Genomic DNA, 25,840 nt, shown 5'->3' on the forward strand with positions numbered 1-25,840 from the left:
CATCGGAAGCTTCGTCACGCCGACCGCTCCCGCAGGCGCTGGGCCGCACGGCGGCGCAGGATCCAGTAGAGCGGCGCCGGCACCAGGATCAGCACGACGAACAGGATGCCGAGCAGGTACCAGGGGTTGTTGCCCAGATAGAATTCCGGCCAGAGCCAAGGCGGCAGCTGGCCGACCTGGTAGGTCGAGCTCACGCGGAAGGCCGAGACGCGGCCGCCCGAGAGCAGCGCAAGGTCGCCCTGGACGCGCGGCACCTGCTCGGGGTCGCGCAGCGCGATGACCATGGATTCGAGGCCGGCCGGGCTGGAGCCCGTCAGCGCCACGACCGAGCGGCCCGACTTCAGCGGACTCTCGAAACCGATCAGCGCGCCGAGCGCCTCGCCGGGCGCCGCCAGCAGCGCCGAGACGCGCTCGATCTCGCCGCGGCGCTCGCCGCCGAAGAGGTTGCGGAAGTCGCCCATGCCGTCGTTGAGCCGGACGGTGAGGCGGTTGCCCTCGGCCTGCAGCGGGCCCGTATCGCGCAGCAGCGTCTGCAGCGCGGGCTGGCGGCCGAGCGTGCCGATCACGATCAGGTCCTTGTCGGCGTTCTCCTGCAGCGCGCCGGGCCGGATCACCCGCATGTTCACCGGCGGGTAGCCCACCAGCGCGGCGATGCGGCCCATCATCGTGAAGAAGGCTTCCAGCTCCTGCTGGCTCGGCCGCTCGGGCAGCACCACCGCCGTCTCCGAGAGGTCGGCGAATTTCGTATAGGGGAAGCCCGAGCTCACGAAGAAGGCCAGGTTCGGCAGGGTGGTGAAGCGGTAGGCGCCGGTCAGATCGATCGTGCTGTCCGGGTCCACCGAGGCGCGGATGTCGCCCGGCACCGCGATGCAGTCGCCGCGGTGCAGCGGGCGCATGTCGAAGCGCAGCTGCAGCTCGTTCTGGCCGTAGAGCATGTAGCTCGGCAGCGCGACCTGCGCCTCGTCCACCTCGGAGGAGACGAACTGCCGCTGCACCCAGCTCAGCGGCCAGGTCAGGTCGGCCGCGCGCAGCGGGACCGAGCGCAGGTAGATGTCGTTGATCGCGACATCGAGGCGCGAGACGGCGACGTCCATGATCGGCCCCGGCGGGGCGCGGAAGCGCACCAGCGAGGACATGGCGCGCTCGCGCGCCGTGTAGAGGTCGGGCGCGGTGCGGAAGGGGACGGCGATCGGGCCGGGGACATAGCCGAAGGCCTGCAGCTCCGACGGATCCATGATCTCGCCGAAGCGCAGCGGCCGGTCGGTGCGCACCCAGCGCGGCGCGTCATAGGCCACGCGCGGGGGGATGCTCTGCTCCGTGATGGTCGCGAGCTCGCCGGTCAGCGCCTCGCGCCCGACGCCGAGCGCCGTCGCGGCGGTCACCGCCTCGGGGCCGTTGCGGCCGGCGATGACGAGCAGCAGGCCAAGCGGGTCGGCGGGGTTCTGCACGACGGCGAGCGTCGGCCCCTCCAGCCGCGGCAGGACGAGGCCGGGGATGGAATCCACGCCGGTCGTGACCACGATCGCGTTGCCGCGCGGCGGCAGCACGGTCGCCACCGGGAAGCTCGCGCCGCGATAGTCGGCCTGCACCGCGAACCAGGAGGTGACGATGGCGGCCGAGCGCAGCGCGTCGTTGCTCGGCGTATCCGGCAGGACGATCGGCAGCACCAGCGGCTCGCGCAGCAGGCGCGGATCGAAGAAGGGCTCGGGCAGGCGCGCGAGGTCGCGCGTCACCGGCAGGCGCTCCAGCCGCAGCGAGATGGTCGAGTTGTCGGAGATCGTGCTCCAGAGCAGGCCGGAGAGCGGGTCGTTGCACTCGATCGCGTAGCGGCCGGTGAAGCGGAAGTTCAGCCGGTTCACGTCGGCGAAGAAGAAGGGGTTGATCGGGAATTCCAGCGGGCCGAAGGCCGGCCGCGCGCGGTCCGGCTGGACCGTGCCGATGAACTGCTCGTTCAGCGTGAAGGCGATCTGGCTCAGCTCGGGGATGAGCGCGGGCGAGGTCGCGCCCTGCAGGATCAGCCGGGCCGAGGTCACCACCTCGTCGCCGCGCACGCCGAAGAGGATGCCCTGGAGGTCCGACACGCCGCGCAGCTGCATGGGCCCGCGCAGGCCGAGCTGGCGGAGCGTGCGCGTCTCGGTGCGGGTGCCCGGCGCCTCCTGCCCTTCCGCCTGCATCAGGGGATTGGCCTCGACCGGTGCAGGGCTCAGGGGCGCAGGACTCAGCGGCCCGGGGCTGAGCACCGGCGGGGCGAGCGGGTTGGGTGCCTGGACCGGCGTGAGCGGCGCGGGCGAGAGCGGCTGCGGGGCAGGTGCCAGGATGGGCGGCAGGGTCGGCGACGGCGAGAGCGTCGGGGGCGCGAGCTGCGTGGGCGTGGCGCCGAAGCTCGGCGGGGCCGGGGGCGTGCCGGGGGCCGGGGAGAGGATCGGCGCCGTCGGGGCCGCGCCGCCCGGGGCGTTCAGCGCGGAGCCTGGCATGCGGGTCTGGCCCAGGGCGGTGCCCGTGAGGAAGAGCAGCAGCGCCGCGCCGACCGCGGCCGGCACGCCGGCGCTGCGGGCGATGCCCGCGCGCTGGGCCGCGCTCTGCGCCGCCGTCGCCGGCGGCAGGTCCGGCAGGTCGGAGGGCCGCCGCGCACGGCGGCGGAAGCTGAACTGCGAGCCACCGGAGAAAAGGCCACCAATCGACACAAGGACTTCCTTCAGCGAGCGCAGGGGACGGTCGGCGCGGATGTTGTCCCAATCGACCCAGGCGTCGGCGCGCCCGAGGGTGGCGATCACGATGTTGCCCTCGTCGTGGATGTCCTGCGGCAGGAAGCGCAGGTTCACGCGGCCGCCCTGCCACCGCAGCACCTCGGCCGGCACGGTCACCAGCTGCGATCCGGCATCGAGCTCCACCATCACCAGCTGGTCCTCGCCGAGATCCTCGGGCGCCTCCATGCGCAGCGCGGCGCCGCCGAGCGAAAGGTCCTCGGAGATGCCTTCGACGCGACGCCCGTCGCCCAGGATCACCGCCGAGCGCACCTCGGCCGCGACGCGCGCGCGCTCGCGCACCTGGCGGCGCTCACGGCCGACGGCGAGGCCGGCCAGCACGGTGATGAGGCAGAAGGTCGCCCAGACGACGTTGAGCGCATAGGCCTGGAACTCCAGGCTCGCCGGGGGATTGATCGCGAGGCCGTAGATGCCCAGCAGCAGGCCGAAGATGAGGGCGCCGGCGAGGAACATGTTCGGGCCCACGGCGCGAAGGTCGAAGTAGCCTTCCTCCAGCGTGCCGCCCTTGTCGGTCACGTTGAAGCGGCCGCGCTTGGGATCGAGCAGCGTCGCGAGCGTCACCGGCAGCAGGTACACGGTGAGCACCGTCTCGTAGATCTCCGACCAGAAGGAGTGGCGCACGCGCTTCTGGATGCGGGAGTTGGTCACGATCGAGTGGACGATGTGCGGCCCCGCATAGGCGACGATGGCCAGCGGCGAGGCCGCGATGATGCTTTCGCCGAAGATGAGGAAGGCCAGCGGCGCGGTCAGGAACACGAAGCGCGGCAGCGGGAACAGGAAGTGGAACATCGCCATGAAGTAGCAAAGGCGCTGGGCGAGGTTCAGGCCGTGCGAGGTCAGCGGGTTCTCGATGCGCATGATCTGGATCATGCCGCGCGCCCATCGCATGCGCTGGCCGATGTGCAGCATCAGCCGCTCGGTCGCCAGCCCGGCGGCCAGCGGCACGCGCAGATAGGCGGTGCGCCAGCCGAGCTTCTGCATGCGCAGCGAGCAGTGGCAGTCCTCGGTGACGGTCTGCGTCGGCACGCCGCCCACGGCCTCCAGCGCCGCGCGCCGCATGACCGCGCAGGAGCCGCAGAAGAAGGTGGCGCCCCAGAAGTCGTTGCCCTGCTGGATCAGGCCGTAGAAGAGCAGCCCTTCGTTCGGCACGCGCTGGCCGGCGGCGAGGTTCCGCTCGAAGGGATCGGGCGAGTAGAAGTAGTGCGGCGTCTGCACCATCGCCAGGCCCTTGTCGCGCAGCATCCAGCCCACGGTGAGCTGCAGGAAGCCGCGCGTCGTCACGTGGTCGCAGTCGAAGACGACGACGAACTCGCCCGTCGTCTGGCTGAGCGCGTGGTTGATGTTGCCGGCCTTGGCGCCGCGGTTGTCGGGGCGGATGATGTAGCCGCAGCCGGCCTCGGCGGCGAAGCGGCGGAAGTCCTCGCGGCGGCCGTCGTCGAGCAGGTAGACGTTCAGCTTGTCGGACGGCCAGTCGAGCGCGAGCGCGGCGAAGACGGTCGGCCGCACCACGTCCAGCGGCTCGTTGTAGGAGGGGATGAAGACGTCGATCACCGGCCATTCGTCGGAATTGGCGGGCATGGGCGCGGGCTTGCGGTCGAGCGGCCAGAGCGTCTGGAAATAGGCCAGCACGAGCGCGATGATGGCGTAGACCTCGGCGAGCAGCAGGCCGGTGCCGAGGAAGGTCTGCAGGAAGGTGCTGAAGTCCAGCGTCTCCGTCATGCGCCAGAAGATGTAGCGCAGCGAGATGACGATGGAGAGCAGGGCGAGCAGCAGCGTGACCGTGCGCCCCTCGAAGCGGTTGAAGATCAGGAAGAAGATGAACCCGCCGATCGCAAAGATGACCTGCCGCTCGGGCTGCATGGGAACGGTGATGACGGCTGCGGCGGCGATCAGGCCGACGATCGTGACGAACCAGCCGAACCACTTGTTCCGCATGAGCGGGAGACGCGCGAGGCGCTCCTTCCGGGCAGCAACTTCGCTCATCTAGCACCCCAATTCGCACTGAACGGTTCAGGCACCGAGGGAAGCGCGGCCTCGATCCCCCGCGAGATCTCGCGGAGGTCCTCGGCGGCCTGGCTGTTCGGTGCGATGTCGAGCACGAGGCGCTGCGCGGCCAGTGCCTCCGCCACGATCTCCTCGCGGCAGATGGCGCCCAGCAGGCGCGGGCCCAGGTGGCGCGCGACGGTCTCGGCCGCGGCGCGCGACAGGCGGGCGTTGGGATCGACGCCGTTCAGCACGACGCGCAGCCGTCCCGCGAAGAGCGCCGCCATGGTGCCGGCACCGAGGAAGCGGCCGTTGTCGATGTCGGGCACCAGGGCGGCGCTGGTCGCGTCGGCCAGCAGCACGGCGACGACCATGGCCGACATGGGTGCAAGTATATTGAGAGAGTGCGACGCGCCGGGGGGCGTGTCGGCGATCACCAGCAGGCTCGGGTCGGAGAGGATGGCCCGCATCGGCGCCGCCAGCAGCTCCGGGTCGCGCTCGAGCGAGTGGAAGAGGCCGAGCGCGCCGCGGATGTCGATCGAACCGTGCGGGAGCAGCATCACGCCGGAGGAGGTCTGGCGCACCAGCTCCCGCCAGTCGGGACGCTTGGGCAGTTCGGTCATGAAGCCTGACCCATCCGTCAGGGGCACGCCGAAATGCAGCCGAAGCGTGTTCTGCGGGTCGAAGTCCATGACCATGACCCGCCGCCCCTGCCGCCGCATCGCATCGGCGACATTGGCGGCCAGGGTGGTCTTCCCAACACCGCCCTTGGGGGAAGCGAAGCAGATGAGGGGCATGGTGCCTCCGGCGTCTAGAAGGGCGATGACGACCGCAGCGCGGCGCGGAACGTATCGACGGGGGACGCTGCGGGCGGGTTACCCGCAGCTATCAGACGCATAACCTCACCTAGGGAAACTGTCACGGCGGACGCAGGCACGATGCCCTCGCCGGCGGAGGCGCCGGGCGGAGGGGTGGAAGACAGCCCTGTCGGGCCGGATTGATAGGCTGGGCTGGGCAGGGGCTGCTCGGCGGAACCGGCGATCTGGCTGCGCAGCCGCGCGAGCGTCCCGCCCGGCATGGGCGGCGGCGGCGCGGGGGGCGGCTCCGGGATCAGGCCGATGGAGTCCAGCAGGCTGAAATCGGGCGCGGGGGGCTCCGCGGCGGAGGCGGGCTCCGGCATGGCGAAGGCGGCGATCTCGGCCTCGCGGATGACCGGCGGGGCCGGGCGCGCGGCCGAGGCGAGCGCGGCCCAGTCGATCGCGGGCTCCGGCACCGGCTCCGGCACGGGCGCGGCCGGCGGCAAGGGCACCAGGGCAGGCGGGGGCGCCTGCATCACAGGTGCCGCCGGCGGGGGCGGAGGCGGCGCAACCGCGACGATCGGAGGCGCCGGCGGAGGGGCGGGCGGCGGCGCGGCGGCGGCAACCGACCGAGGCGGAGGTGGCGGAGGCGCGACCGCAACCGGCGGCGCCGGAGGAGGAGGTGCGGCGACCATCGGCGGCGGAGGGGCCGGCGGGGCCTGAAGCGGGCGGGGCGGCGCGGCCGCGACGGGAGGCGCGGGAGGCGGCGCCACCGGCATCGGGGCGGGCATCGCCGCCAAAGGGGTCGCCGGGGGCGACACGGGGGCGGGCGCAACAGGCACGGGGCGAGGCGGCCTGGCAGCACGGGGCGGCGCCGGCGGGGGAGGCGGCGGGGGTGCCGCGCGCGACACCGGCAGCGGCGCGGGCGCAGCCCGCGGCGGCGTCGGCAGCGGAGGAGGGGGCGGCGCGACGGCCCGCGGCGCGGCGGGCAGCACGGGGATGGGCGGAGCCGGCCGCGGAGACGCAGCAACGGCAGGCGGAGGCGCCACGGGGATGGGCATGGCGATGGGAAGCGGCGGCGGAGGCGCGACGACCACCACCGGCTGGACCGGCGGAGCCACGATGGCCGGGGCGGGAGACGCCATCGGGAGCGGCGGAGGCGGGGCAATGACCGGCGGCGGCGGCGCCACGACAACGGGGGCGGGCGGCGCGACGATGGGCGGAGGCGGCGCGACGACGACAGGAGCGGGTGGCACGACGATGGGCGGAGGCGGCGCGACGACGACAGGGGTCGGCGTCAACTCGATCACCGGCCGCGCCTCGGGGGCCGGAGGGATGGTGACGGTCGGCGCCTCGGCCTCGGGTGGGGTCAGCTCGGCCTGCAGGAGGGCAGCCGCGGCTTCGGTCTCGGCCAGCCGGCCGGCGGCGGAAGCGGAACGGAGCTCGCGGAGAACGGTCTCAGGATCCTGAGACGCGGCTTCGCTGCGCGGGACGTCGTTCCGCACGGGCATGTTGCCGAAGCTGCGATATTTGAGCCCAGGCGCGTTAAACGCCGCAGCGACACGCGCCACGTCCGGTTCCTTCGCCATCGACAGCCAGCACCTCGATCAGGATCGGGCCGGAGAATGCCTACAAAGTGCATTCCCGCAAACCATTTTTTCGACGTGGGAAGCTTTCCTGAAAGGGTGTTGTCGTCAAGCCATGCCCGAGTCCCGGGCAGCCAGCACAGAGAGCAGGCTCAGAGCGGCGGAATAATAGTCCGGGATGGCGGAGGCCGCCCGCGGCGCGAGCCCGGTTTCGCCTCCGGAGCGATGTGCCGCCGCCAGCCGGGCCACGTCCGCGATGCCGGGGGAGGCCGCATAGGGCGAGATGCTGTTGGTCGTGAGGTCGGCCCAGGCCGGCAGGTGCCGATGCGCCGGATCGCTCCAGAATTCGGCCGGGCCCGTCAGGCCGGGCTCGGCCCCGAGGCCCACCCAGGCCATGTAGAGCGGCACGCGCACCGCATCGTAGGAGAAGCGGGGCGGCCAGTCGGCCGGGAGGCCGAGCTGGCCGTCGGCGCGGCGGACCAGCAGCCAGTCGGGCGGCAGGCCCCAGCGGCCGAAGCGCCCCTGGCGGAGCAGCGCCACGCTATCGGCGGCGACGCTGAGCCAGGCCGGGTCGGGCACCGCGGCCGCCAGCGCGCGGATCGCCGGAAAGGCATAGTAGGAGGGGTTCACGACCACGTGATCCTCCCGCCGGAAGCCCTGAATTCCGGGGAGAAGCAAGGTGTAGGGCCCCGCCTGGCCCACCAGCAGCCGCAGGATGTCCCGCGCCATCGCCCGGCCCTGCAGCGTGTATTCGCGCCGGCCCCAGCGCTCGCCCGCCTCGAGCAGCGCCCAGGCAATGAAAAGGTCACCATCGGTGGCGTTGTTGGGATCCTCCACCGGGCGGGCGGCGCGGGGCTGGAAACGCCAGGAGAAGAGCTCGTCGCCGGGCCGCTTCAGGACCCGCATCGTCCAGCCGCGCAGGCGGTCGAAGCTCGCGCGGTCGTCGGCGCGGACGGCGGCGAGCATGCCCCAGCCCTGCCCTTCCGTGTGCGAGACGTTGTGGTTTCCGCTGTCCACGATGCGGCCCTCGCGCGCCATGAAACGGTCACGGAAGGCGACCCATTCGAGCCGTTGCACATCCTCCGCCGACTGGGCGCGAGCGCCCGAGGTCGCCAAAACGAGGGTCGGAAGGGCCAGGAGCGTCACATGGCGGCGCAACATATGGGTGAATCCCTTCAGCCGGATTGGCGTCTTGTACCATGAATGCGACAAATATACAAATTTTGATTGCGTTCGGAGGAGGGCTTGTCATTTCCCCGGGCAGGCCCTCCCCTTAGGACCGCCCATCCGGAGGAACCTATGATGACCCTGAAGCTCGTAACATTTTCAAGTGCTTCTGGCCCGCGCCCAGGCGCCATGCTCGGAGATTCCGAGATCCTGGATCTCCAGGCGGCCGGCCTTCCCTACCCCGATCTCGCCGCCGTGATCACCGAAGGGTCGTCAGCCGTGGCCGCAATACGCGCCAAGGTTGCAAATCCGCCGGCCGGCGCGAAGGTGGCCCTGGCCTCGACGAAGCTGCTCGCCCCCCTGCCCCGCCCCGCGCGCAACATCTTCTGCGTCGGCCGCAACTACATGGACCACGTCGCCGAGGGCGACCGCACCCGCGGCATCACCAGCAGCGAGCTGCCGAAGTTTCCCCAATTCTTCACCAAGGCCCCCGAGAGCGTCATCGCTCCCGGCGACACCATCCCGGACCACGGCGCGACGGGCGTGACCCAGTGGCTTGACTACGAGGCCGAGCTCACCCTGATCATCGGCAAGCCCGGCGCGAACATCGAGAAGGAGGATGCGCTCAGCCATGTCTTCGGCTGGACCATCGCCAACGACGTCACCGGCCGCGACCTGCAGCGCCGCTACGGCCAGTGGTTCAAGGGCAAGTCGCTGGACGGCTCCTGCCCGCTCGGCCCCTGGATCATCCCGGCCGAGGACCTGGACGCCTCCGACATCGCCATCCAGCTCTGGATCAATGGCGAGCAGCGGCAGTCCAGCCGGACCAGCAAGATGATCTTCGACGTGAAGGACATCATCCACCACCTCTCGAAGGGCTTCACCCTCCTGCCCGGCGACGTGATCATGACCGGCACGCCCGAGGGCGTCGGCTACGCCATGACCCCGCCGCAGGTGCTCAAGACCGGCGACGTGGTGAAGATCGCCGTCGAGGGGATCGGCGAGCTGACCAACCCGGTGGGCTGATCAGCTTTCTCGCGGCGGGCTGGCTCAGCCCGCCGGCATGACGTCGAGGCGGTACACGTCCGGTGCCGCCTCGGGATACATCGCCCGCACCTTCGGATCATGCCCCGCGACGACATGGTCCTTGCTCTCGCCGAGGCTCGGCAGCAGGGCGATGGCGTTGAGATAGTCCTTCGCGTCCACGATCACCGAGAAGGGATTCCCGGTCTCGCCGTTCGCGTAGTAGTGCATCGCGTCCGAGGCCACGACGACCCAGCCGCGCTTCGTGTGCACCCGCACCACCTGCAGCCCCGGCGCGTGCCCGCCGACATGCCGTACCGTGATGCCGTCGGCCACCACGCCCTCGCTTTCGTGGAAGGTCACGCGGTCGCCATGCACGAGGCGGACGAAGTCCACCACCTGCTCGACGTCGTAGGTCCGCTTCAGGAAGGGCCTGCACATGCAGGGGCCGGTCGCATGCGCGATCTCGCAGGCCTGGGCGTGGAAACGGGCGCGGGGAAATTTCCCGAAATTGCCGGCATGGTCCCAGTGCAGGTGTGTGCTGATCACGGATTCGATGTTCGCGGCCTCCACGCCGATCGCCTTGAGGCCTTCCGTCGGGCACCGGAGAAAATCGTTGCCGCGGGCCTCGCACAGCGCCTTGTCGGCGCCGCTGTCGATCAGGACCGCGCGGCCGTCCTTCACCGCCGCCCACACGAAGAAGTCCATGGGCATCGGCCCGTCATGCGGATCGGCCGGTGCCGCGACGAAGTTGTCGCGCGCCTTGCGCCGCGGATTGGTGGCGTAGCGGATGGCGTAGAGGTCCCAGGTCATCGTCATTCTCCTTGCCCCGCATGCTGGACAGGCTCCGCCCGCGCGTCCAGCCTGCCCGCGGACCAGGAGGAACACACCGCATGCGCATGAAGGCCGCCGTTCTGCACGCCCAGGGGATGCCGCGCCCCTATGCCGAGACGAAGCCCATGCAGATCGAGGAGGTGGAGCTCGAAGCGCCCGGCCCCGGCGAGGTGCTGATCGAGATCGCCGCGGCCGGCCTCTGCCATTCCGACCTCTCAACCGTCGAGAACCAGCGGCCGCGCCCGCTGCCCATCATCATCGGCCATGAGGGCGCGGGCATCGTCCGCGCGCTCGGCGCGGGCGTCACGGGCCTCGCCGAGGGCGATCACGTCATCGCGCTCTTCGTGACGAGCTGCGGCGAGTGCCGCTACTGCGTGCGCGGCCGGCCGAACATCTGCGCCGCCTCCTTCGACACGCGGGCCAAAGGCACGCTGATGTCCGGCGCGAAGCGGCTCAAGCGGCTGAACGGCGAGGCCATCAACCACAATTCCGGGCTGTCGCTCTTCGCGCAATTCGCAGTGGTGATGCGCGACAGCCTGGTGAAGATCGACAAGGACATCCCGCTCGAGGACGCGGCGATCTTCGGCTGTGCCGTCATGACCGGCGCGGGCGCCGTGCTCAACACGGCGCGGCTTCGTCCCGGCGAGGAGATCGCCGTGGTCGGACTCGGCGGCGTCGGGATGAACGCGCTGATGGCGGCCGTCGCCGCCGGCGCCTCGCGCATCGTCGCGGTGGACACCAGCGCGGCGAAGCTGGAGCTCGCGAAAGAGTGGGGCGCCACGGACACCTTCCTCGCCGGCAACAGCGACTGCGCAGCGGCCGTGCGCGACGCGACCGCGGGTGGCGTGGACACCGTGATCGAGACCGCCGGCAGCATCCCCGCGCTGGAGCTGGCCTATGCCATCACGGCGCGCGGCGGCAGCACCATCAGCGCGGGACTGCCGAATGTCTCCGCCAAGTTCTCCTACCTGCACGCGGCGCTCGTCAGCGAGGAGCGCAGCATCCGCGGCAGCTACATGGGCAGCTGCGTGCCCCAGCGCGACCTGCCGATGCTGCTGGCGCTCTACCGGCGCGGGAAGCTGCCCGTCGACAAGCTCAAGAGCGGCTTCGTGTCGCTGGACGAGATCAACCTGGGCTTCGACCGGCTGTCGGACGGCACGGTGCTGCGGCAGATCCTGCGGCCGAACGCCTGAATCGGAGAACCACGCCATGCAGCGCCGCCTTCTGCTCACGGGCCTCGCCTCCAGCCTCGCCGCCGGACCGCTGCAGGCGCAGGAGGCGCCCCTGCGCATCGTCGTCCCCTTCCCGCCCGGCGGCAGCTACGACGTCGTGGCACGGCTGATCCAGGTGCCGCTCGCCGCGCGGCTGCGGCGCAGCATCGTGATCGAGAATCGCGGCGGCGCCGGCGGCAATCTGGGCGCCGAGGCGGTGGCGCGCGCCGCCCCGGACGGCAACACCGTGCTGCTCTGGGGCGACGGCGTGCTGAGCAATGCGGCGCTGTACCGCACCCTGCCCTGGGACCCGCTGCGGGATTTTTTGCCTGTTGCCATGGTGGCCGACTCGCCCGTCGTGATCGCGGCGCGCACCGGCAGCCCATCCCTCGCGGCGCTCATTGAGGCCGGGAAGCGCGATCGGCGCGGCTACACCTTCGGCACCGCGGGCAACGGCTCGCCGGGACATATCGCCGGCGCGCTGCTCGGCCGCATGACGGGCGTGGAGTTCCAGCACATCCCCTACCGCGGCGGCGCGCCCGCCCTGACCGACCTGATGGGCGGGCAGATCGACCTCGCTTCCAATCCCCTGCCGGCCATCATCCCCTTCATCCAGGGCGGGCAGCTGGTGGCGCTGGCCGTGGCGGGCGAGCGCCGCATGCCGCAGATCCCCGACACGCCGACCGTGGGCGAGCTCCTGCCGGGATTCGCGGTGAACAGCTGGTACGGCGTGCTGGCCCCCGCGCGCACGCCGCCGGCGCTGGTGGCGGCGCTCTCCGAAGCCCTGATCGCCACGGCCACCGACCCGGCCGTGGTCGCGACGCTGAACGCGCAGGGCTTCGCAGCCCGGACGCTCGACTCCGAGGCGCTGGGCGCCTTCATGCGGACGGAGGCGTCGCGCTGGCGGGAGATGGTGCAGCTCTCCGGCGCGGCGGTGGAGTGATGGCGGTGCCAAGCTTCGGCGAGGCCCGGACCGCCCAGGCACCGGATGGCTGCCCGATCGCCTACGCGATCGCGCCGGGCGCGGCAGGCGCACCGCGCGTGGCGCTGATCCATTCGCTCGCCCTCGACCGCAACTTCTGGGGTCCCGTGGTGGCGGAGGCGGGAGGCAGCTTCGAGATGCTGGCGCTCGACTGCCGCGGGCATGGCGCCTCCGGCGGCACAGGCCCCTTCACGGCGGCGATGATGGCCGATGACCTCGCATCCGTGCTGGACCATGCGGGGTGGGACCGCTGCCTGGTCGCCGGGGCCTCGATGGGCGGCAGCGTGGCGCTGGCCTTCGCGGCCGGGCACCCCGCGCGCACCGCCGGCCTCCTCGCGGTGGACACCACCGCCTGGTACGGCCCGACCGCGCCGGCGGACTGGGCGCGCCGCGCCGGCGTGGCGCAGAAGGACGGTATGGCAGCGCTGCTCGAGTTCCAACGCGCGCGCTGGCTGAGCGACGCCTTCCGCGCGGCGCATCCGGAGGTGCAGGCGGCGCAGGAGGCGATTTTTCTCCGCACGGGCATCGAGCCCTATGCGGCCGCCTGCGGGATGCTCGGCTCGCTCGACCTGCGCGCGGCGATCTCAGGCATCACGGCGCCGTCAGCGGTTCTGGTGGGCGAGGAGGACGGCGCCACGCCGCCCGCCATGGCCGAGGCCATCGCCGCGGCGATTCCGGGCGCGACGCTGGAGGTGCTGCAAGGCGCGCGGCACCTGACTCCGCTGGAGAGGCCCCGCGAGATCGTGGCGGCGCTGCGTGGCCTCGTGGCGCGGGCAAGCCTGGCTTGAGCGCGTGATTCAGACCTGCGGCGCCTTCGCGCCTCCGGTCATCACGCTTCAGCGCAGCGCCTTCGCCAGCCCGTCGAGCCCATCCAGCGTCATCGGGAACATCCGGCCCTCGACCGCGTCCTGGAGCAGCCCGATCGTCGCCGTGTAGCCCCAATGCTTCTGCGGCGTGGGGTTCAGCCAGGCGACGCGGCGGAAATGGCCGGTGATGCGCTTCATCCAGACCTTCCCGGACTCCTCGTTCCAGTGCTCCACGCTGCCGCCGGGCTCCACCACCTCGTAGGGCGACATGGACGCATCGCCGACGAAGACCACGCGCCAGTCGGGGCCATAGGTCCGCAGCACCTCCCAAGTCGGGATCTGCTGCTCGTGCCGGCGGCGGTTGGACTTCCAGAAGCGCTCATAGGGGCAGTTGTGGAAGTAGAGGTGGACGAGGTGCTTGAACTCCGACTTCGCGGCGGAGAACAGCTCCTCCGAGGCGCGGATGTGGTCGTCCATGCTGCCGCCGATGTCGAGCAGCAGCAGCACCTTCACCGCATTGCGCCGCTCGGCCTGCATCTTGATGTCGAGCGTGCCGGCATTGCGCGCCGTCGCGCCGATCGTGCCGGCGACGTCGAGCTCGTTCGCCTCGCCCTGCCGCGCGAAGCGGCGCAGGCGGCGCAGCGCCAGCTTCATCGCGCGCGAGCTGAGCGCTGCGTCATCGTCGAGGTCGCGGAACTCGCGCTTGTCCCAGACCTTCACGGCGCGGCGATTGCCCCCGCGCTCCTGGCCGATGCGCACGCCTTCGGGATTGAACCCCTCCGCGCCGAAGGGCGAGGTGCCGTTGGTGCCGATCCAGCGGTTGCCGCCCTGGTGGCGGCCCTTCTGCTCGGCGAGGCGCTGCTTCAGCGTCTCCATCAGCTTGTCGAAGCCGCCCAGCGCCTCGATCTTCGCGCGCTCCTCCTCGGTGAAGAGGCGCTCGGCCAGCTTCTTCAGCCATTCCGCAGGCAGCTCGCGCTCGATGACCTCGCCCGTCACCGTCGTCTCGGCTTCGAGGCCCTTGAAGAAATGCCCGAAGGCCTGGTCGAAGCGGTCGAGGTGGCGCTCGTCCTTCACCAGCGTGGCGCGGGCCAGGTAGTAGAAGTCGTCGAGGTCGTAATCGGCCACGCCCTCCTTCATCGCGCCCATCAGCATGAGCCATTCGGTGATCGAGGCCGGCAGCCCCGCCCGCCGCAGCTCCAGGATGAAAGGCGCGAACATCGGATTACCTCCGCGCGCGGTTCAGGAAGGCCAGCCGCTCGAAGAGATGCACGTCCTGCTCGTTCTTCAGCAGCGCGCCGTAGAGCGGGGGTATCGCGACCTTCGCGTCGTTCGTCCGCAGCGCCTCGGCCGGCAGGTCCTCGATCATCAGCAGCTTCAGCCAGTCCAGCAGCTCCGAGGTCGCGGGCTTCTTCTTCAGCTCGCCGACCTCGCGGATCTGGAAGAAGACGTTCAGCGCCTCGCGCGCCAGGTCGGCGCGCAGGTCCGGATAATGGCTCTGCAGGATGCGCTCCATCGTCTCCCGGTCGGGGAAGCGGATGAAGTGGAAGAAGCAGCGGCGCAGGAAGGCGTCCGGCAGTTCCTTCTCGTTGTTCGAGGTGATGATGACGATCGGGCGCTGCTGCGCGACGATCGTCTCCCGCGTCTCGTAGACGTGGAACTGCATGCGGTCGAGCTCGAGCAGCAGGTCGTTCGGGAACTCGATGTCGGCCTTGTCGATCTCGTCGATCAGCAGCACCACCGGCGTCTCGGAGGTGAAGGCCTCCCAGAGCTTGCCGCGGATGATGTAGTTGGAGACATCGCGCACCCGCTCGTCACCGAGCTGGCCGTCGCGCAGGCGGCTCACCGCGTCGTATTCGTAGAGGCCCTGCTGCGCCTTGGTGGTGGACTTGATGTGCCACTCGATGAGCGGCAGGCCGAGGCTGCGGGCGATCTCCTGCGCCAGCACCGTCTTGCCCGTGCCGGGCTCGCCCTTCACCAGCAGCGGGCGCTGCAGCGCCACGGCGGCGTTGACCGCCACCTCCAGCTCGCGCGGGGCGATGTAGCGTTCGGTGCTGGCAAATTTCTTCACGCGGGGTCCTTTCGGGCGATCCCGGAAGTGTTCGCCCGAGCGGGCGGCCTTCGCAAGTGCGGCGCGGTCGGGCACAAGCCTCCGGATGAACCTCTATTTCCTCGCGATGCTGTTCCTCGGCGTGGCCGGGATGATCGAGAACCGGTGCAGCACGCCGGGTCTGCGGCCGGAATATCCGCCCGCGGACCGTGCCTTCCGGCTCCTCGGGATGTTCTCCTTCGGCATGTGGCTGGCGCTGATCGTCTTCGGCTTCTGGAAGCTGGACTGGCTGCAGCCGGTGGTGGCGATCGTGGGGTCGCTGGCGGCCAATGCGCTGGTGGTGGGCTACGGCGTGCGGACCTGGTGGCCGGCCGCCTCGATGGGGCTGGCGCTGCTGGGGCTCGGGATGGCGAGCAAGCTCTTCTTCGATGCGTTTTAATTGCCCTCAGACGCCGGTTAATTGCCATCAGACACCGGGCGCGGCCTCTGGCCGCCTGGCTTCGCCGCGCGACTGAAGCACCAGGCCGGGAGGAGGAGTGGGCGGCGCCGGCCGCCGTGCGTCCGGATTTCGCGGTGGGTGAGCCTTGTCCCGTTAGGACCGGCTAAGCCTTGGCAAACTCCGCGAAATCCTTGGCCAGACGCTCATAGATCTCGCGCTTGAACGCCACCGCCATCTCCGGCAGCTCCGACAGCCTTGCCCAGCGCCAGGCATCGAATTCCGGGTGCGGATCCAGGTCCAGCCGGATGTCGGCATCCGTCCCCGTGAAGCGCAGCGCGAACCACTTCTGCGTCTGCCCGCGATACTTCCCGCCCAGCGCCTTGCCGAGCAGCTCCGGCGGCAGGTCGTAGTTCAGCCAGTCCGGGTGCTCGGCGATGATCTCCGCCTTCGCGGTGCCGATCTCCTCCTCCATCTCGCGCAGCACGGCCACCCGGAGGTCCTCGCCTTCATCCACCCCGCCCTGGGGCAGCTGCCAGCCGCCGGGCGCGCCCTCGGCGTTGGGCATGTCGGCGCGGCGGGCGACGAGGATCAGCCCCTCCGCGTTGAAGAGGACGGCGCCGACATTCGGCCGGTAGGGCAGTGTCATCGAGAGGCGGTCTCCGCGCGATTCACGGCGCGTGCAGCATCCTGCGGCCGAATTCCCTCCGCGCCCTGCGGGCGAGTTCCCTCCGCGCCCTGCGGGCGAGGCCCCTCCGCGCCCTGCGGGCGAGTTCCCTCCGCGCCCTGCGGGCGGGTTCCCTCCGCGCCCTGCGGGCGACGCATCACCGCCGTCACCGGCGCGAGGACGACGCTGCGCATCTCGATCCCCGCGGCCCAGGCCGAGATCCGCTCCAGCGCGACGGGCGTGACCTCGCCGAGATAGCCGAGCGCCGCGCCCCGCGTCCGCGCCACGCGCTCCAGCTGCGCCAGACGCGCGTCGATCTCGCTGCGCGTGGCGGGATCGTCCACCACCACGTCCACCCCCCGGCCCCAGGCGCGCTGCGGGTCGCCGGCGCCGGGCCGCGGATCGAAATACAGCAGCCCGCGGTCGGCCAGCGCGATCTGCAGGCGCGAGAAGGGCTCGGCCAGCGCCGCGAAGCGCTCGCCGCGCATGGCGCCGATCCCGCCGACAGCGCCGACATGGCCCGGATAAAGCGCCAGCAGCCAGTCCAGCCGCTGCGCATTCTCCGTCCAGGAGAGGCCGGTCAGCAGCGCGCGGTTGCCGGGATCGTTCATCGGGAAGCCCGCGGGCTCCAGGGGGATGGCGAGCAGCGTCTCGAAGCCGCGCCCGCGCGCGCGCTCGATCAGCGGCGCCGGCCGCGCGGCATAGGGGCTGAAGGCGAGCGCCACGGTCGGCGGCAGGGTCTCGATCGCCTGCTCGGACAGCGCGCTGGACAGGCCGATCCCGCCCAGGATCAGCGCCACGCGCGGCCGTGTCTCATCGCGGTTGAAGTCCCGGGCATAGGCGCGCAGCGGCATCAGCCCGTCCGGCCCGATCTTCGGCAGGATGCCCGCGGCGCTGCCCTCGATGAGGTTCGGGTCGACATAGCGCTGCAGTCCGGAGGGCAGCCGCGTCTGCAGGGCGCTCCAGGCGATGGCGGGCGCGGCCTCGACCGGGGCCGGCGGCTCGTCGGCGACGGCGGCCGCAGCGACCCGCGGACGTTCCGGCGGCCCCAGCGCGGCAAGCCGCAGCGCGCCGCCGGCGAAGACGAGGATCACCAGGACCCAGAAGAGACCCAGCCAGCGCCAGCCGTGACTTCCGCGCGAAGTGTCGTCGGTCACGGCATCACGAGGTCAGCGCTGCGCCCGGCGCTGCGGCTGCGCGGCCATGGCGCGGATGAGCGCGACGCCCTGCTGGAGCTGGAAGTCCGTCTCGGGCTTGGTCGGGTCGAGCGTCGGGAAGCCTTCGGGCGGCTGGCGCTGGACGCGCTCCGTGATGGCGGCCGGCAGGTTCAGCGGGGGCAGCGGCACGGCGCCGTTCTGCGCCTCCGTCCCCTCGGCCCGCAGCGCGCGGCGCAGGTCGGCCTCGCGCTCGCGCGACGGGGGCGTCGCCGCGGCGGTCTGCGGATCCTGCCGGGTCGGCCGCACCTCGATGTCCGGCTCGATGCCGGTGGACTGGATGGAACGGCCGGAGGGCGTGTAGTAGCGCGCCGTCGTCAGCCGGATGGCGCCGTTGTTGCCGCCCAGCGGCATCACCGTCTGCACCGAGCCCTTGCCGAAGCTGCGCGTGCCGATGACCACCGCGCGGCGATGGTCCTGCAGGGCGCCGGCCACGATCTCGCTGGCCGAGGCGCTGCCGCCGTTCACCAGCACCACGATCGGCAGGCCGCCGGTGATGTCGCCGGAGCGGGCGTTCCAGCGCTGCGCATCCTCGGGCCGGCGGGCGCGGGTGGAGACGATCTCGCCCTGCTCCAGCAGGTCGTCGGCCACCTGGACCGCCTGGTCGAGCAGGCCGCCGGGGTTGTTGCGCAGGTCGAGGACGACGCCCTTGAGGTTGTTGCCGGCCTGCTGGCGCATCGCCGTCATGGCGCGGCGCAGGTTCGTGTCGGTCTGCTCGTTGAAGGAGGTGACGCGGATATAGGCCACGTCGTTCCCCTCCAGCCGGTAGCGGACCACCTGCGGGCGGATGACGTCGCGCGTGATGGAGAGCTCGATGGGGCGCTGCTCGCCCTCGCGGCGGATGGTGAGGCGGATCGCGGTGCCGCGCTCGCCGCGCATCTGCTCCACGGCCTCCTGCAGGGTCAGGCCCTGGGTGCTGGTGCCGTTCAGCATGGTGATGAAGTCGCCGGGCTTCACGCCGGCGCGGGCGGCGGGCGTCTCGTCGATCGGCGAGATCACGCGGATGTAGCCGTTCTCCTGCGTCACCTCGATGCCGAGGCCGCCGAACTCGCCGCGAGTCTGCACCTGCATGTCGCGGAAGTTGCGCGGGTTGAGATAGGCGCTGTGCGGGTCGAGGCCGGTCAGCATGCCGTTCACCGCATTCTCGACCAGGTCGCGGTCCTGCACGGGCTCGACATATTCGGCGCGGACGCGGGCGAAGACGTCGCCGAAGAGCTGCAGGAGCCGATAGGTCTCCGCGCGCCCGCCATCCGCCTGCGCCCAGGCGGCGACCTGGGGACCGATGATGATGCCGGCCGCGAAGGCGCCTGCGACGGCAGCGGTGGTCCCGACCTTGAGCTTCATGCAGGCAGCCTCATTCCTACGGTTCCATACGCCTTTCCCGCTGGCTGGGCCATGCGGGATGCCGACTGGCCATCGGCGCATCCCGCCATGCTACACCATTGGGTCAGGAAAAGCTTAACCCTTCATCTACAGCCCGGAACATAGGCACCGAAACGATCGGTGCCGAGAAGCTGCAAACATTTGTCACAACAGGATTCGGGCCGGGACGCCGGCGACGCGTGAAAAGGCGTCCACGTTCCCAATCACGGAAGATCCGGCCCCGATCACCGCCCCCTCGCCCACCTGGACATTGGGCGCGACCACGGCCCCGGCCCCCACCAGAGCCCGCGCTCCGATCCGCACCCCGCCGCAGAGCACCGCGCCCGGGGCGACATGGGCGCCCTCGCCCAGCTCCACGTCGTGCTCGACGATGGCGCCGGTATTGACCAGGGCCAGCCGGCCGATCCGCGCCTGGGCGCCCAGCACGGCCCGGGGCATCACCACGGCCCCCTCGGCGAGCTCGGCGCTGCGGGCACGGACCACGGAGGGGTGCAGGAGGATCGGCAGCACCGCCTCCAGCCGCCCGGCGGCCGCCAGCCGGGCCGCGTTGTCGCCGAGCGCGATCAGCAGCGGCCCGCCGTCATGGTCCGCCTCGGTGCCCAGCACCGGCAGGCCCAGCACCGCCGGCAGCGGCGCCCGGCCGTCGAGAAAGCCGGCCACTTCGAAGCCGGCATCCCGCGCCGCCTCGCAGACGGCGCGCCCGTGCCCGCCGGCGCCGAGGATCAGGACCCTCATGCCAACAGCCGCCTTCGGCGGCCTGCTGGCGTGATATTTTGCGCCCTCAAACGCCGGTCGGTCGGGGCAAGCAGCCCCAACCCGGCGGCTTGGCTTCGCCGCGCCACGGAAGCACCAGACTGCGCAGTCGGTGGGGCGGCGCTGGCCGCCGTGCGGCCGGACACTCGGAAGGCGCGCCGATCCCCCAAGACAGTCGCCTGGCTTCGCTGCGCCGCCTTCGCGGCCTCGGCCGACGGCGTTAGGTGCCTCATTTCACGGTCGCCCAAATCGCGGCTAGGCTACTCGAAGAGAGGGAATTTCCCGATATGACCGACCTTGACCTGCTCCGCCTGGAACGGCGCGTGGCGCGCCTGCTCGACCTGCCGGCCGGCGCGCCCGGCGCCACCATCGGCATCGCGCGCGAGGGCAGGATGCTGGTGCACCGCTCGGCCGGGCTCGCTTCGATCGAGCTGGGCGTGCCGATCGGGCCGGACACCACCTTCCGCATCGCCTCCGTTTCCAAGCAGTTCACCTGCGCCGCCATCCTGCTGCTCGCCCGCGACGGAAAGCTCGATCCCGCCGATCCCGTCCGGAAGCACCTGCCGGAACTGCCGACGATCCTGGGCAGCATCACGCTCGACCACCTGATGCGCAACACCTCGGGCCTGCGCGACATGCTGGAGCTCAACCGTCTCGGCGGCGTGGACCTCGGCACGCCGCTGACCGAGGCGGAGCTGGACGCGGCCATCGCCCGGCAGGCCACGCTGAATTTTCCGCCCGGCTCACGCTACCTCTATTCCAACAGTGGCTTCCGACTCCTGGGCCAGGTGGTGGAGCGGCTTTCGGGCCGGACGCTGGCGGAGTTCCTCGAGACGCGCATCTTCGCGCCGATGGGCATGACGCGGACGCGGCACACGCCGAACCTCGCCGTGCCCATCCCCGGCCTCGCCACCGGCTACCTGCCCGACGGCGCCGGCTTCATCCGGGCCGCGCACGGCTTTCCCCTGGGCGGCGAGGGCGGGCTGGTCTCCTGCGTCGGGGATCTGATGCTCTGGTCGCAGGCCATGGGCCGCGGCGCGCTGGGCGGCATCGCGGCAGAGCTGGAGACGCTGGTCCCCTTCACCAACGGCGAGCCCGGCCGCTACGCGCGCGGCCTGCAGGTGGATGTGTGGCGCGGGCTGCGCAGCGTCAGCCATGGCGGGCTCTGGCCGGGCTACAAGACCGCCTATCTGCGGATCCCCTCCAAGGGGCTGACCGTGGTGGCCATCGCCAACAACGCGACGCTCGATCCCGGCCTCATGGCCAACCAGGCGGCGGCCGCGGCGCTGGCGGAGGATCCCGACCTTCTGCCGGCGCCGCCCGCCGTGGACCATTCGGCGATGGTCGGAACCTGGCTCTGCGAGGAGGACGGGCTGTCGCTGGATTTCGGCAAGGACGGCGTGGCCCGCATGCACGGCGTCGCCTATGCGCTGGCGCCCATGGCCGACGGCCGGCTCGCGGCGTTGCGCGGCAGCTTCCCCTTCCTGGCCGCGCCGCCGAAGGATGGCGTGATGGTGGTAGAGTTCGACGCCGGCTTCCGGCGCGCGTTCCGGCGCGTGGAGCCGGTCGAGACCCCGGCGCTGGACGGAAGGTGGATCTGCGCGGAGCTGGCGGCCCGCTGGACCATCCGGCACGGCGAGATCCGCGCGAACGGGCCCATCCGGGCGTCCAGCTCCGCCTGGCGCGTCGAGGCGCTGTCGCCGCACAACCTGCGCATCCACATCCCCTCGGCGCTCTACCCGGCCTGGGCCGATGCGGTGCTCTCTGCGGACGGGACGAAGCTGATGATCAATGCCGGCCGGGCGCGCGGGCTGATCTTCGAGCGCAGATAGCGAAACGGCGCCGGAGCGAGGCTCCGACGCCGTTCAGAATTCCTTCGGAAACAGCCGCTACGCGGCGGGCTGCGCCTGCAGGGCCTTCTTGGCCTCGCCGGAATTCACCGTCAGCACGACCTTCCCGTTCTCGACGCCCTTCACCTGGCTGAGCGGCAGGAAGTGGTGATGGCCCTGGCCGTGCGGGTCGCTGTCCTTGGTGAGCTTGATCTGGTTGCCCTGCACGTGGTCGACCGTACCGACCGGGTTCCCGCAGGAACCCACGACCGGCATGTGCTCCTTGATGTCAGTGGCGTTCATATCGGCATTCCTTCTCAACACCGGCGTCGGTAGTGGCGCCGTTGTGGAAGGAACGCCCCGCGGGCAGGGAGGTTGCCCCGGAGCGGCTTACGATCGGGCCATTCTCCGGATCACTCCCATTGTCGGAACAAAGGCTTACGGCTGGGTGAGGCTCTCCATCGCCGCCTGCACGCCGCCCTTGGCATGCGGCACGCCGGCGAGGCCCAGCGCCATCTCCAGCGAGGCCAGCGTGCCGAGGATCATCGGCTCGTTGAGGTCGCCCAGATGGCCGATCCGGAAGATTTTTCCCGAAAGCTTGGCGAGGCCGCTGCCCGTCGAGACGTTGAACTTCTCCAGCGCGATCTTGCGCACGTCCTCGGCATTGATGCCTTCCGGCATCAGCACCGTCGTCACGCTGTCGGAATAGCGCTCGGGGTTCTGGCAGAAGAGCTGCGGGCCGTTGTTGCCGGACCAATGCTGCACGCAGGCGCGCACGGCCTTGGCAAGGCGGGCATGACGCTTGAAGACGTTCTCCAGCCCCTCCTCCTCCAGGAGGAGGCGCAGCGCCTCCTGCAAGCCATAGAACAACGTCACCGGCACGGTGCCGACGAAGCTCTTCTGCTTGCGGGCCAGCATCTCCGTCCAGTCGAAGTAGTGGCGCGGATGCGTGCTGGCGCGGTGCGCCGCCATGGCCTTCTCGGAGGCGCCGGTGAAGCTGAAGCCGGTCGGCAGCATCAGCCCTTTCTGACTGCCGCCGACGCAGACGTCGACGCCCCACTCGTCCATGCGGAAGTCGTAGCAGCCGAGCGAGCTGATCGTGTCCGCCATCAGCAGGGCCGGGTGCTTCAGCTCGTCGAGGATGGCGCGCACCTGGTCGAGGGGCAGGCGCATGCCGGCGGCCGTCTCGTTGTGCACGCAGCAGACGGCCCTGATCTCGTGCCCGGTGTCGGCGGCGAGGGCCTCGCGGATCGCGGACATCTCCACGCCGCGGCGCCAGTCGCAGGGGATGTGCTTCGTCTTGAAGCCCAGCGTGCCGCACATCTTCATCCAGGAATCGGAGAAGTGGCCCGTCTCGGGGATCAGCACGAGGTCGCCCGGCGAGAGCGTGTTGACCAGCGAGGCCTCCCAGGCGCCGTGGCCCGACGCCGTGTACATGAAGAGGTTCTGCTCGGTCTTGATGACCTTCTTCAGCCCCGCGAAGCAGGCGTCGTAGACGGCGATGAAGGCCGGGTCGTTGAAGTCGATGCTGGCGCGCGCGGTGGCGAGCAGAACGGAATCGGGGATGTTCGTCGGGCCCGGATTGGCGAAGAAGAGGCGCCCGCGCGCCATGGGGCGTGCGGCGACCGGGGCTGTGTGACCGTCCATCGTCTCGTGGCTTTCCTTTGGCGGGAAGACCGAAGGCGCGGAAGCGCCGGAGGCCTGAATCCCGCGAAACACAGGTTTGGCGTTCCTTCCAGTATCGGGCGGAACGCCCCGATCTTCAACGAGGGGTCTTCAACGTCAGCCTGTCAGCGCTGCAGCCGGACGCCGGTGCGGGCCACCACGTCGCGGTACTTGGCGACCTCGGCGACCAGGAAGTCCCGCGCGACCTCGGGCGTGTTCGGGCCGCTCCAGGCGGCGACGCCGGCGGTGAGCAGCCGCTCGCGGACCGGCGGCTCGGCCACGGTCGCAGCCAGCGCACGGTTGAGCTGCGCCAGGATGGCGGGCGGCATCCCCGGCGGGCCGATGATCATGTTCCAGGTGGTCATCTCGAAGCCGGGGATGGCGGCCTCGCCGAGCGTGGGGATGTCGGGAAAGGAGGGGAAGCGCTCCCGGCTCGTCACCGCGAGGCCGCGCACGAGGCCGTCGCGCACCTGGCCCGCGGCGCTGGCCAGCACGGCGATGCCGAACTGGCCCTCGCCCTGGTGGATCGCCGTCAGCATCAGGCCGCCGCTGCGGTAGGGGACATGGGTGAACTTCGCGCCGCCCAGCGCCAGCGCCATCACCTCGACGGCGAGGTGCGGGATGGAGCCGACGCCCGAGGTGGCATAGGCGAATTCCTCGGGGCGCGAGCCGCGCAGCCGCTGCGCCACCTCGGAGGGCGTGCGGCCCGGGAAGTTCGGGTTGATGACGAGGATGAGCGGCGCGGTGCCGACCATGCCGATATGCGTGAAGTCGGCGATGGGATCATAGGCCGTGCCGCCCTCCAGCGCCGCCGGCACGATGGCATGCGACGACACCTCGATCAGCATGATAGTGTAGCCGTCCGGCGCCTGCCGCCGCAGCCAGTCGGAGGCCACGACGCCCGAGGCGCCGGCGCGGTTCTCGACCACCATGCGGCCGCCGGGGGCGAGGTTGGCGGCGAAGCGCTCGGAGATCAGCCGCGACGCGATGTCGGTGCTGCCGCCCGGCGCGAAGCCGGTCACCAGGGTGATGGCGCGTTCGGGATAGGTCTGCGCGGCGAGAGGCGACGCGAGCGCGAGCAACGAAAGCGCGGCAAGCGCCAGATGGCGGAGCATGGACGGGACCTCGACTTTTCTTGTGCACAGACTAAGCCCCAGCCGAAATCCGGATGCAAGCCGGCCCGTCGCGCGGCCGTCCCACCTGTGTTGACATGGCGAAACGAGGGCCTGATCCTGGCCACAATACCGGGCCCAGAGGCGAAATCGAATGGTATTCAGCTCGGTTGTATTCCTGTTTTACTTTCTACCGATTTTCATCGCGATCTATTTCGCACTCCCCTTCAAGAACTTCACGCTCCTGGTGTTCAGCCTCGCCTTCTACGCCTGGGGCGAGCCGCGGTTCCTGCCGATCCTGCTCGTCTATATCCTCGGCAACTATGCGGTCGGCCGGCTCGTCGGGCAGGGCGGGGCCGCGGGCCGGGCCTGGATGCGAATCGGCGTGGCCGGCAATCTCGGCCTGCTGATCTGGTTCAAATACGCCGATTTCCTCTCGGTGGAGCTCGGCCGGCTCTTCCTCAAGCTGGGCCTGGGGCCGCTGCCCGCCATGCACATCGCCCTTCCCCTCGGCATCTCCTTCATCACCTTCCAGGGGATCTCCTACGTGGTGGACGTGCACCGGGGCGTCGTCACCTCGCAGCGGAGCCTGCTGAACTTCGCCATGTACAAGGCGATGTTCCCGCAGCTGATCGCCGGGCCGATCGTCCGCTACAGCGACATCGCCGCCGATATCGACCACCGGCCGGCGCGGCGGGACGACCTCGTGGCCGGGACCCGGCAGTTCATCCTCGGCCTCGGCCAGAAGGTGCTGATCGCCAATGTGCTGGCCGTGCCGGCCGACCAGATCTTCGCGCTGCGCAGCCAGGACATCGGCACGGCGACCGCCTGGCTCGGCATCGCCTGCTACACGCTGCAGATCTTCTTCGACTTCGCGGGCTATTCGAACATGGCCATCGGGCTGGGGCGGATCATGGGCTTCCGCTACCCGATCAACTTCGACCGTCCCTATGCGTCCCAGAGCATCACCGAGTTCTGGCGCCGCTGGCACATGACGCTGTCCTCCTGGTTCCGCGACTACCTCTACATCCCGCTGGGCGGCAGCCGCGTCTCGGCCCCGCGGACCTACCTGAACCTGATGATCGTGTTCCTGCTCTGCGGCTTCTGGCACGGCGCCGCCTGGAACTTCCTCGTCTGGGGCGCCTTCCACGGGCTGTTCCTGGTGATCGAGCGCCTGGGCGTCGGCGCGTGGCTGGCGGCCGCCTGGCGCCCGCTGCGGCACCTCTACGTGCTGGTCGTGGTCGCGGTGGGCTGGGTGTTCTTCCGCGCCGACACCATGCGCTACGCCGGACGATACCTGCGCGCGATGGCCGGCGGCGGCGGCAACGGCGACACCATGCTGGCGCCGGCGGAGCGCTTCCTGACGACCGAGGTCTCCCTGGCCCTCTGCGCCGGCGCCGTGCTGGCGACGGTGCCGGCCTGGCGGATGCTGACGGCAGCCGGGAACCCGCTCGCGGGCGGCCCGGCGCGCGGTGCCGCCTTCGGGCTCGGCCATGCCGCGCTGCTGCTGATCCTCGCGCTCTGCCTGCTGCAGGTCTCCGGCGGCGCGTACAACCCCTTCATCTACTACAGGTTCTAGC

General features: G+C 70.9%; 21 protein-coding genes. 7 read left to right on the top strand and 14 right to left on the bottom strand.

The genetic code is table 11. The annotated features are described in order from the left end of the window. Positions 1-14 precede the first annotated feature (14 nt). From bcsA to AC1ROY_RS02525, 4 genes are all read right to left on the bottom strand, one after another. Positions 15-4,748, bottom strand: coding sequence for a UDP-forming cellulose synthase catalytic subunit (gene bcsA, locus AC1ROY_RS02510; RefSeq protein ID WP_493146830.1), 4,734 nt, complete (start codon positions 4,746-4,748; stop codon positions 15-17). Then, positions 4,745-5,545, bottom strand: coding sequence for a cellulose synthase operon protein YhjQ/BcsQ (locus AC1ROY_RS02515; RefSeq protein WP_493146832.1), 801 nt, complete (start codon positions 5,543-5,545; stop codon positions 4,745-4,747). The genes bcsA and AC1ROY_RS02515 overlap by 4 nt, the downstream gene beginning before the upstream one ends. Positions 5,546-5,559: 14 nt before the next feature. Continuing rightward, positions 5,560-6,081 (bottom strand): hypothetical protein, encoded by a 522-nt coding sequence (locus AC1ROY_RS02520; protein ID WP_493146833.1) that lies wholly within the window; start codon positions 6,079-6,081, stop codon positions 5,560-5,562. Positions 6,082-7,239: 1,158 nt separating this feature from the next. Continuing rightward, positions 7,240-8,292 (bottom strand): family 8 glycosyl hydrolase, encoded by a 1,053-nt coding sequence (locus AC1ROY_RS02525; protein ID WP_493146835.1) that lies wholly within the window; start codon positions 8,290-8,292, stop codon positions 7,240-7,242. Positions 8,293-8,487: 195 nt separating this feature from the next. Between AC1ROY_RS02525 and AC1ROY_RS02530 the strand changes: the two genes are divergently transcribed. Continuing rightward, the gene (locus AC1ROY_RS02530) at positions 8,488-9,324 is read left to right on the top strand and encodes a fumarylacetoacetate hydrolase family protein (protein ID WP_493146837.1); all 837 of its coding nucleotides are present in this window, start codon (positions 8,488-8,490) and stop codon (positions 9,322-9,324) included. Positions 9,325-9,348: 24 nt separating this feature from the next. Here AC1ROY_RS02530 and AC1ROY_RS02535 read toward each other — a convergent pair whose 3' ends face one another. Next, positions 9,349-10,134: an N-acyl homoserine lactonase family protein gene (locus AC1ROY_RS02535; protein ID WP_493146839.1), complete on the bottom strand. Its 786-nt coding sequence runs from the start codon at positions 10,132-10,134 to the stop codon at positions 9,349-9,351. Positions 10,135-10,214: 80 nt separating this feature from the next. On the opposite strand from AC1ROY_RS02535, the gene AC1ROY_RS02540 reads away from it, so the two are divergent. From AC1ROY_RS02540 to AC1ROY_RS02550, 3 genes are read left to right on the top strand one after another with little or no spacing between them, the layout of a single operon-like run. Continuing rightward, positions 10,215-11,348: a zinc-dependent alcohol dehydrogenase family protein gene (locus AC1ROY_RS02540; protein ID WP_493146841.1), complete on the top strand. Its 1,134-nt coding sequence runs from the start codon at positions 10,215-10,217 to the stop codon at positions 11,346-11,348. Positions 11,349-11,364: 16 nt separating this feature from the next. Next, the gene (locus AC1ROY_RS02545; RefSeq protein WP_493146845.1) at positions 11,365-12,309 is read left to right on the top strand and encodes a Bug family tripartite tricarboxylate transporter substrate binding protein; all 945 of its coding nucleotides are present in this window, start codon (positions 11,365-11,367) and stop codon (positions 12,307-12,309) included. After that, on the top strand, positions 12,309-13,136 hold the full coding sequence (locus AC1ROY_RS02550; protein ID WP_493146847.1) for an alpha/beta fold hydrolase: 828 nt from the start codon (positions 12,309-12,311) through the stop codon (positions 13,134-13,136). The genes AC1ROY_RS02545 and AC1ROY_RS02550 overlap by 1 nt, the downstream gene beginning before the upstream one ends. 48 nt (positions 13,137-13,184) lie before the next feature. On the opposite strand, the gene AC1ROY_RS02555 is transcribed toward AC1ROY_RS02550, so the two are convergent. Both AC1ROY_RS02555 and AC1ROY_RS02560 read right to left on the bottom strand, forming a co-directional pair. Beyond that, positions 13,185-14,372: a vWA domain-containing protein gene (locus tag AC1ROY_RS02555; protein WP_493146848.1), complete on the bottom strand. Its 1,188-nt coding sequence runs from the start codon at positions 14,370-14,372 to the stop codon at positions 13,185-13,187. Between the two features lie 4 nt (positions 14,373-14,376). Continuing rightward, positions 14,377-15,222 carry an AAA family ATPase gene (locus AC1ROY_RS02560; protein ID WP_493146850.1) on the bottom strand — a complete coding sequence of 282 codons (846 nt, stop codon included), beginning with the start codon at positions 15,220-15,222 and terminating at the stop codon, positions 14,377-14,379. A gap of 85 nt (positions 15,223-15,307) precedes the next feature. Between AC1ROY_RS02560 and AC1ROY_RS02565 the strand changes: the two genes are divergently transcribed. Continuing rightward, on the top strand, positions 15,308-15,640 hold the full coding sequence (locus AC1ROY_RS02565; protein WP_493146854.1) for a hypothetical protein: 333 nt from the start codon (positions 15,308-15,310) through the stop codon (positions 15,638-15,640). Between the two features lie 163 nt (positions 15,641-15,803). Here AC1ROY_RS02565 and AC1ROY_RS02570 read toward each other — a convergent pair whose 3' ends face one another. The 4 genes from AC1ROY_RS02570 to AC1ROY_RS02585 all read right to left on the bottom strand — a co-directional run bounded on the left by AC1ROY_RS02570 (position 15,804) and on the right by AC1ROY_RS02585 (position 19,636). After that, a complete protein-coding gene (locus AC1ROY_RS02570; protein WP_493146856.1) occupies positions 15,804-16,286 on the bottom strand; it encodes an RNA pyrophosphohydrolase in 483 nt (160 codons plus the stop codon). Next, positions 16,283-17,461: a divergent polysaccharide deacetylase family protein gene (locus AC1ROY_RS02575; RefSeq protein WP_493146858.1), complete on the bottom strand. Its 1,179-nt coding sequence runs from the start codon at positions 17,459-17,461 to the stop codon at positions 16,283-16,285. The genes AC1ROY_RS02570 and AC1ROY_RS02575 overlap by 4 nt, the downstream gene beginning before the upstream one ends. A gap of 12 nt (positions 17,462-17,473) precedes the next feature. Then, entirely contained in the window at positions 17,474-18,862 is a 1,389-nt protein-coding gene (locus AC1ROY_RS02580; RefSeq protein WP_493146860.1) for a S41 family peptidase, read from the bottom strand. A gap of 183 nt (positions 18,863-19,045) precedes the next feature. After that, positions 19,046-19,636 carry a NeuD/PglB/VioB family sugar acetyltransferase gene (locus tag AC1ROY_RS02585; RefSeq protein ID WP_493146862.1) on the bottom strand — a complete coding sequence of 197 codons (591 nt, stop codon included), beginning with the start codon at positions 19,634-19,636 and terminating at the stop codon, positions 19,046-19,048. Positions 19,637-19,941: 305 nt separating this feature from the next. On the opposite strand from AC1ROY_RS02585, the gene AC1ROY_RS02590 reads away from it, so the two are divergent. After that, positions 19,942-21,486, top strand: coding sequence for a serine hydrolase domain-containing protein (locus AC1ROY_RS02590; protein ID WP_493146863.1), 1,545 nt, complete (start codon positions 19,942-19,944; stop codon positions 21,484-21,486). 57 nt (positions 21,487-21,543) lie between these two features. On the opposite strand, the gene AC1ROY_RS02595 is transcribed toward AC1ROY_RS02590, so the two are convergent. The 3 genes from AC1ROY_RS02595 to AC1ROY_RS02605 all read right to left on the bottom strand — a co-directional run bounded on the left by AC1ROY_RS02595 (position 21,544) and on the right by AC1ROY_RS02605 (position 24,263). Then, entirely contained in the window at positions 21,544-21,786 is a 243-nt protein-coding gene (locus AC1ROY_RS02595; RefSeq protein WP_493146864.1) for a DUF2171 domain-containing protein, read from the bottom strand. Positions 21,787-21,921: 135 nt separating this feature from the next. After that, on the bottom strand, positions 21,922-23,130 hold the full coding sequence (locus AC1ROY_RS02600) for a pyridoxal-phosphate-dependent aminotransferase family protein (RefSeq protein WP_493146866.1): 1,209 nt from the start codon (positions 23,128-23,130) through the stop codon (positions 21,922-21,924). 143 nt (positions 23,131-23,273) lie between these two features. Then, on the bottom strand, positions 23,274-24,263 hold the full coding sequence (locus AC1ROY_RS02605; protein ID WP_493146867.1) for a Bug family tripartite tricarboxylate transporter substrate binding protein: 990 nt from the start codon (positions 24,261-24,263) through the stop codon (positions 23,274-23,276). Between the two features lie 244 nt (positions 24,264-24,507). Here AC1ROY_RS02605 and AC1ROY_RS02610 point away from each other — a divergent pair, with 244 nt between their 5' ends. Next, entirely contained in the window at positions 24,508-25,839 is a 1,332-nt protein-coding gene (locus AC1ROY_RS02610; RefSeq protein WP_493146869.1) for an MBOAT family O-acyltransferase, read from the top strand. Position 25,840: the final 1 nt, after the last annotated feature.

The sequence above is a fragment of the Roseococcus sp. GW821-FHT12F05 genome (genome assembly GCF_058806835.1).

What these genes read in the sequence shown, in the direction of transcription:
- AC1ROY_RS02600 (WP_493146866.1), bottom strand. Translation starts at nt 23,130, where the DNA reads ATGGACGGTCACACAGCCCCGGTCGCCGCACGCCCCATGGCGCGCGGG.
- AC1ROY_RS02535 (WP_493146839.1), bottom strand. Translation starts at nt 10,134, where the DNA reads ATGACCTGGGACCTCTACGCCATCCGCTACGCCACCAATCCGCGGCGC.
- bcsA (WP_493146830.1), bottom strand. Translation starts at nt 4,748, where the DNA reads ATGAGCGAAGTTGCTGCCCGGAAGGAGCGCCTCGCGCGTCTCCCGCTC.
- AC1ROY_RS02520 (WP_493146833.1), bottom strand. Translation starts at nt 6,081, where the DNA reads ATGCAGGCGCCCCCGCCTGCCCTGGTGCCCTTGCCGCCGGCCGCGCCC.
- AC1ROY_RS02595 (WP_493146864.1), bottom strand. Translation starts at nt 21,786, where the DNA reads ATGAACGCCACTGACATCAAGGAGCACATGCCGGTCGTGGGTTCCTGC.
- AC1ROY_RS02580 (WP_493146860.1), bottom strand. Translation starts at nt 18,862, where the DNA reads ATGAAGCTCAAGGTCGGGACCACCGCTGCCGTCGCAGGCGCCTTCGCG.
- AC1ROY_RS02585 (WP_493146862.1), bottom strand. Translation starts at nt 19,636, where the DNA reads ATGAGGGTCCTGATCCTCGGCGCCGGCGGGCACGGGCGCGCCGTCTGC.
- AC1ROY_RS02590 (WP_493146863.1), top strand. Translation starts at nt 19,942, where the DNA reads ATGACCGACCTTGACCTGCTCCGCCTGGAACGGCGCGTGGCGCGCCTG.
- AC1ROY_RS02605 (WP_493146867.1), bottom strand. Translation starts at nt 24,263, where the DNA reads ATGCTCCGCCATCTGGCGCTTGCCGCGCTTTCGTTGCTCGCGCTCGCG.
- AC1ROY_RS02550 (WP_493146847.1), top strand. Translation starts at nt 12,309, where the DNA reads ATGGCGGTGCCAAGCTTCGGCGAGGCCCGGACCGCCCAGGCACCGGAT.
- AC1ROY_RS02515 (WP_493146832.1), bottom strand. Translation starts at nt 5,545, where the DNA reads ATGCCCCTCATCTGCTTCGCTTCCCCCAAGGGCGGTGTTGGGAAGACC.
- AC1ROY_RS02540 (WP_493146841.1), top strand. Translation starts at nt 10,215, where the DNA reads ATGCGCATGAAGGCCGCCGTTCTGCACGCCCAGGGGATGCCGCGCCCC.
- AC1ROY_RS02525 (WP_493146835.1), bottom strand. Translation starts at nt 8,292, where the DNA reads ATGTTGCGCCGCCATGTGACGCTCCTGGCCCTTCCGACCCTCGTTTTG.
- AC1ROY_RS02545 (WP_493146845.1), top strand. Translation starts at nt 11,365, where the DNA reads ATGCAGCGCCGCCTTCTGCTCACGGGCCTCGCCTCCAGCCTCGCCGCC.
- AC1ROY_RS02565 (WP_493146854.1), top strand. Translation starts at nt 15,308, where the DNA reads ATGAACCTCTATTTCCTCGCGATGCTGTTCCTCGGCGTGGCCGGGATG.
- AC1ROY_RS02555 (WP_493146848.1), bottom strand. Translation starts at nt 14,372, where the DNA reads ATGTTCGCGCCTTTCATCCTGGAGCTGCGGCGGGCGGGGCTGCCGGCC.
- AC1ROY_RS02570 (WP_493146856.1), bottom strand. Translation starts at nt 16,286, where the DNA reads ATGACACTGCCCTACCGGCCGAATGTCGGCGCCGTCCTCTTCAACGCG.
- AC1ROY_RS02530 (WP_493146837.1), top strand. Translation starts at nt 8,488, where the DNA reads ATGCTCGGAGATTCCGAGATCCTGGATCTCCAGGCGGCCGGCCTTCCC.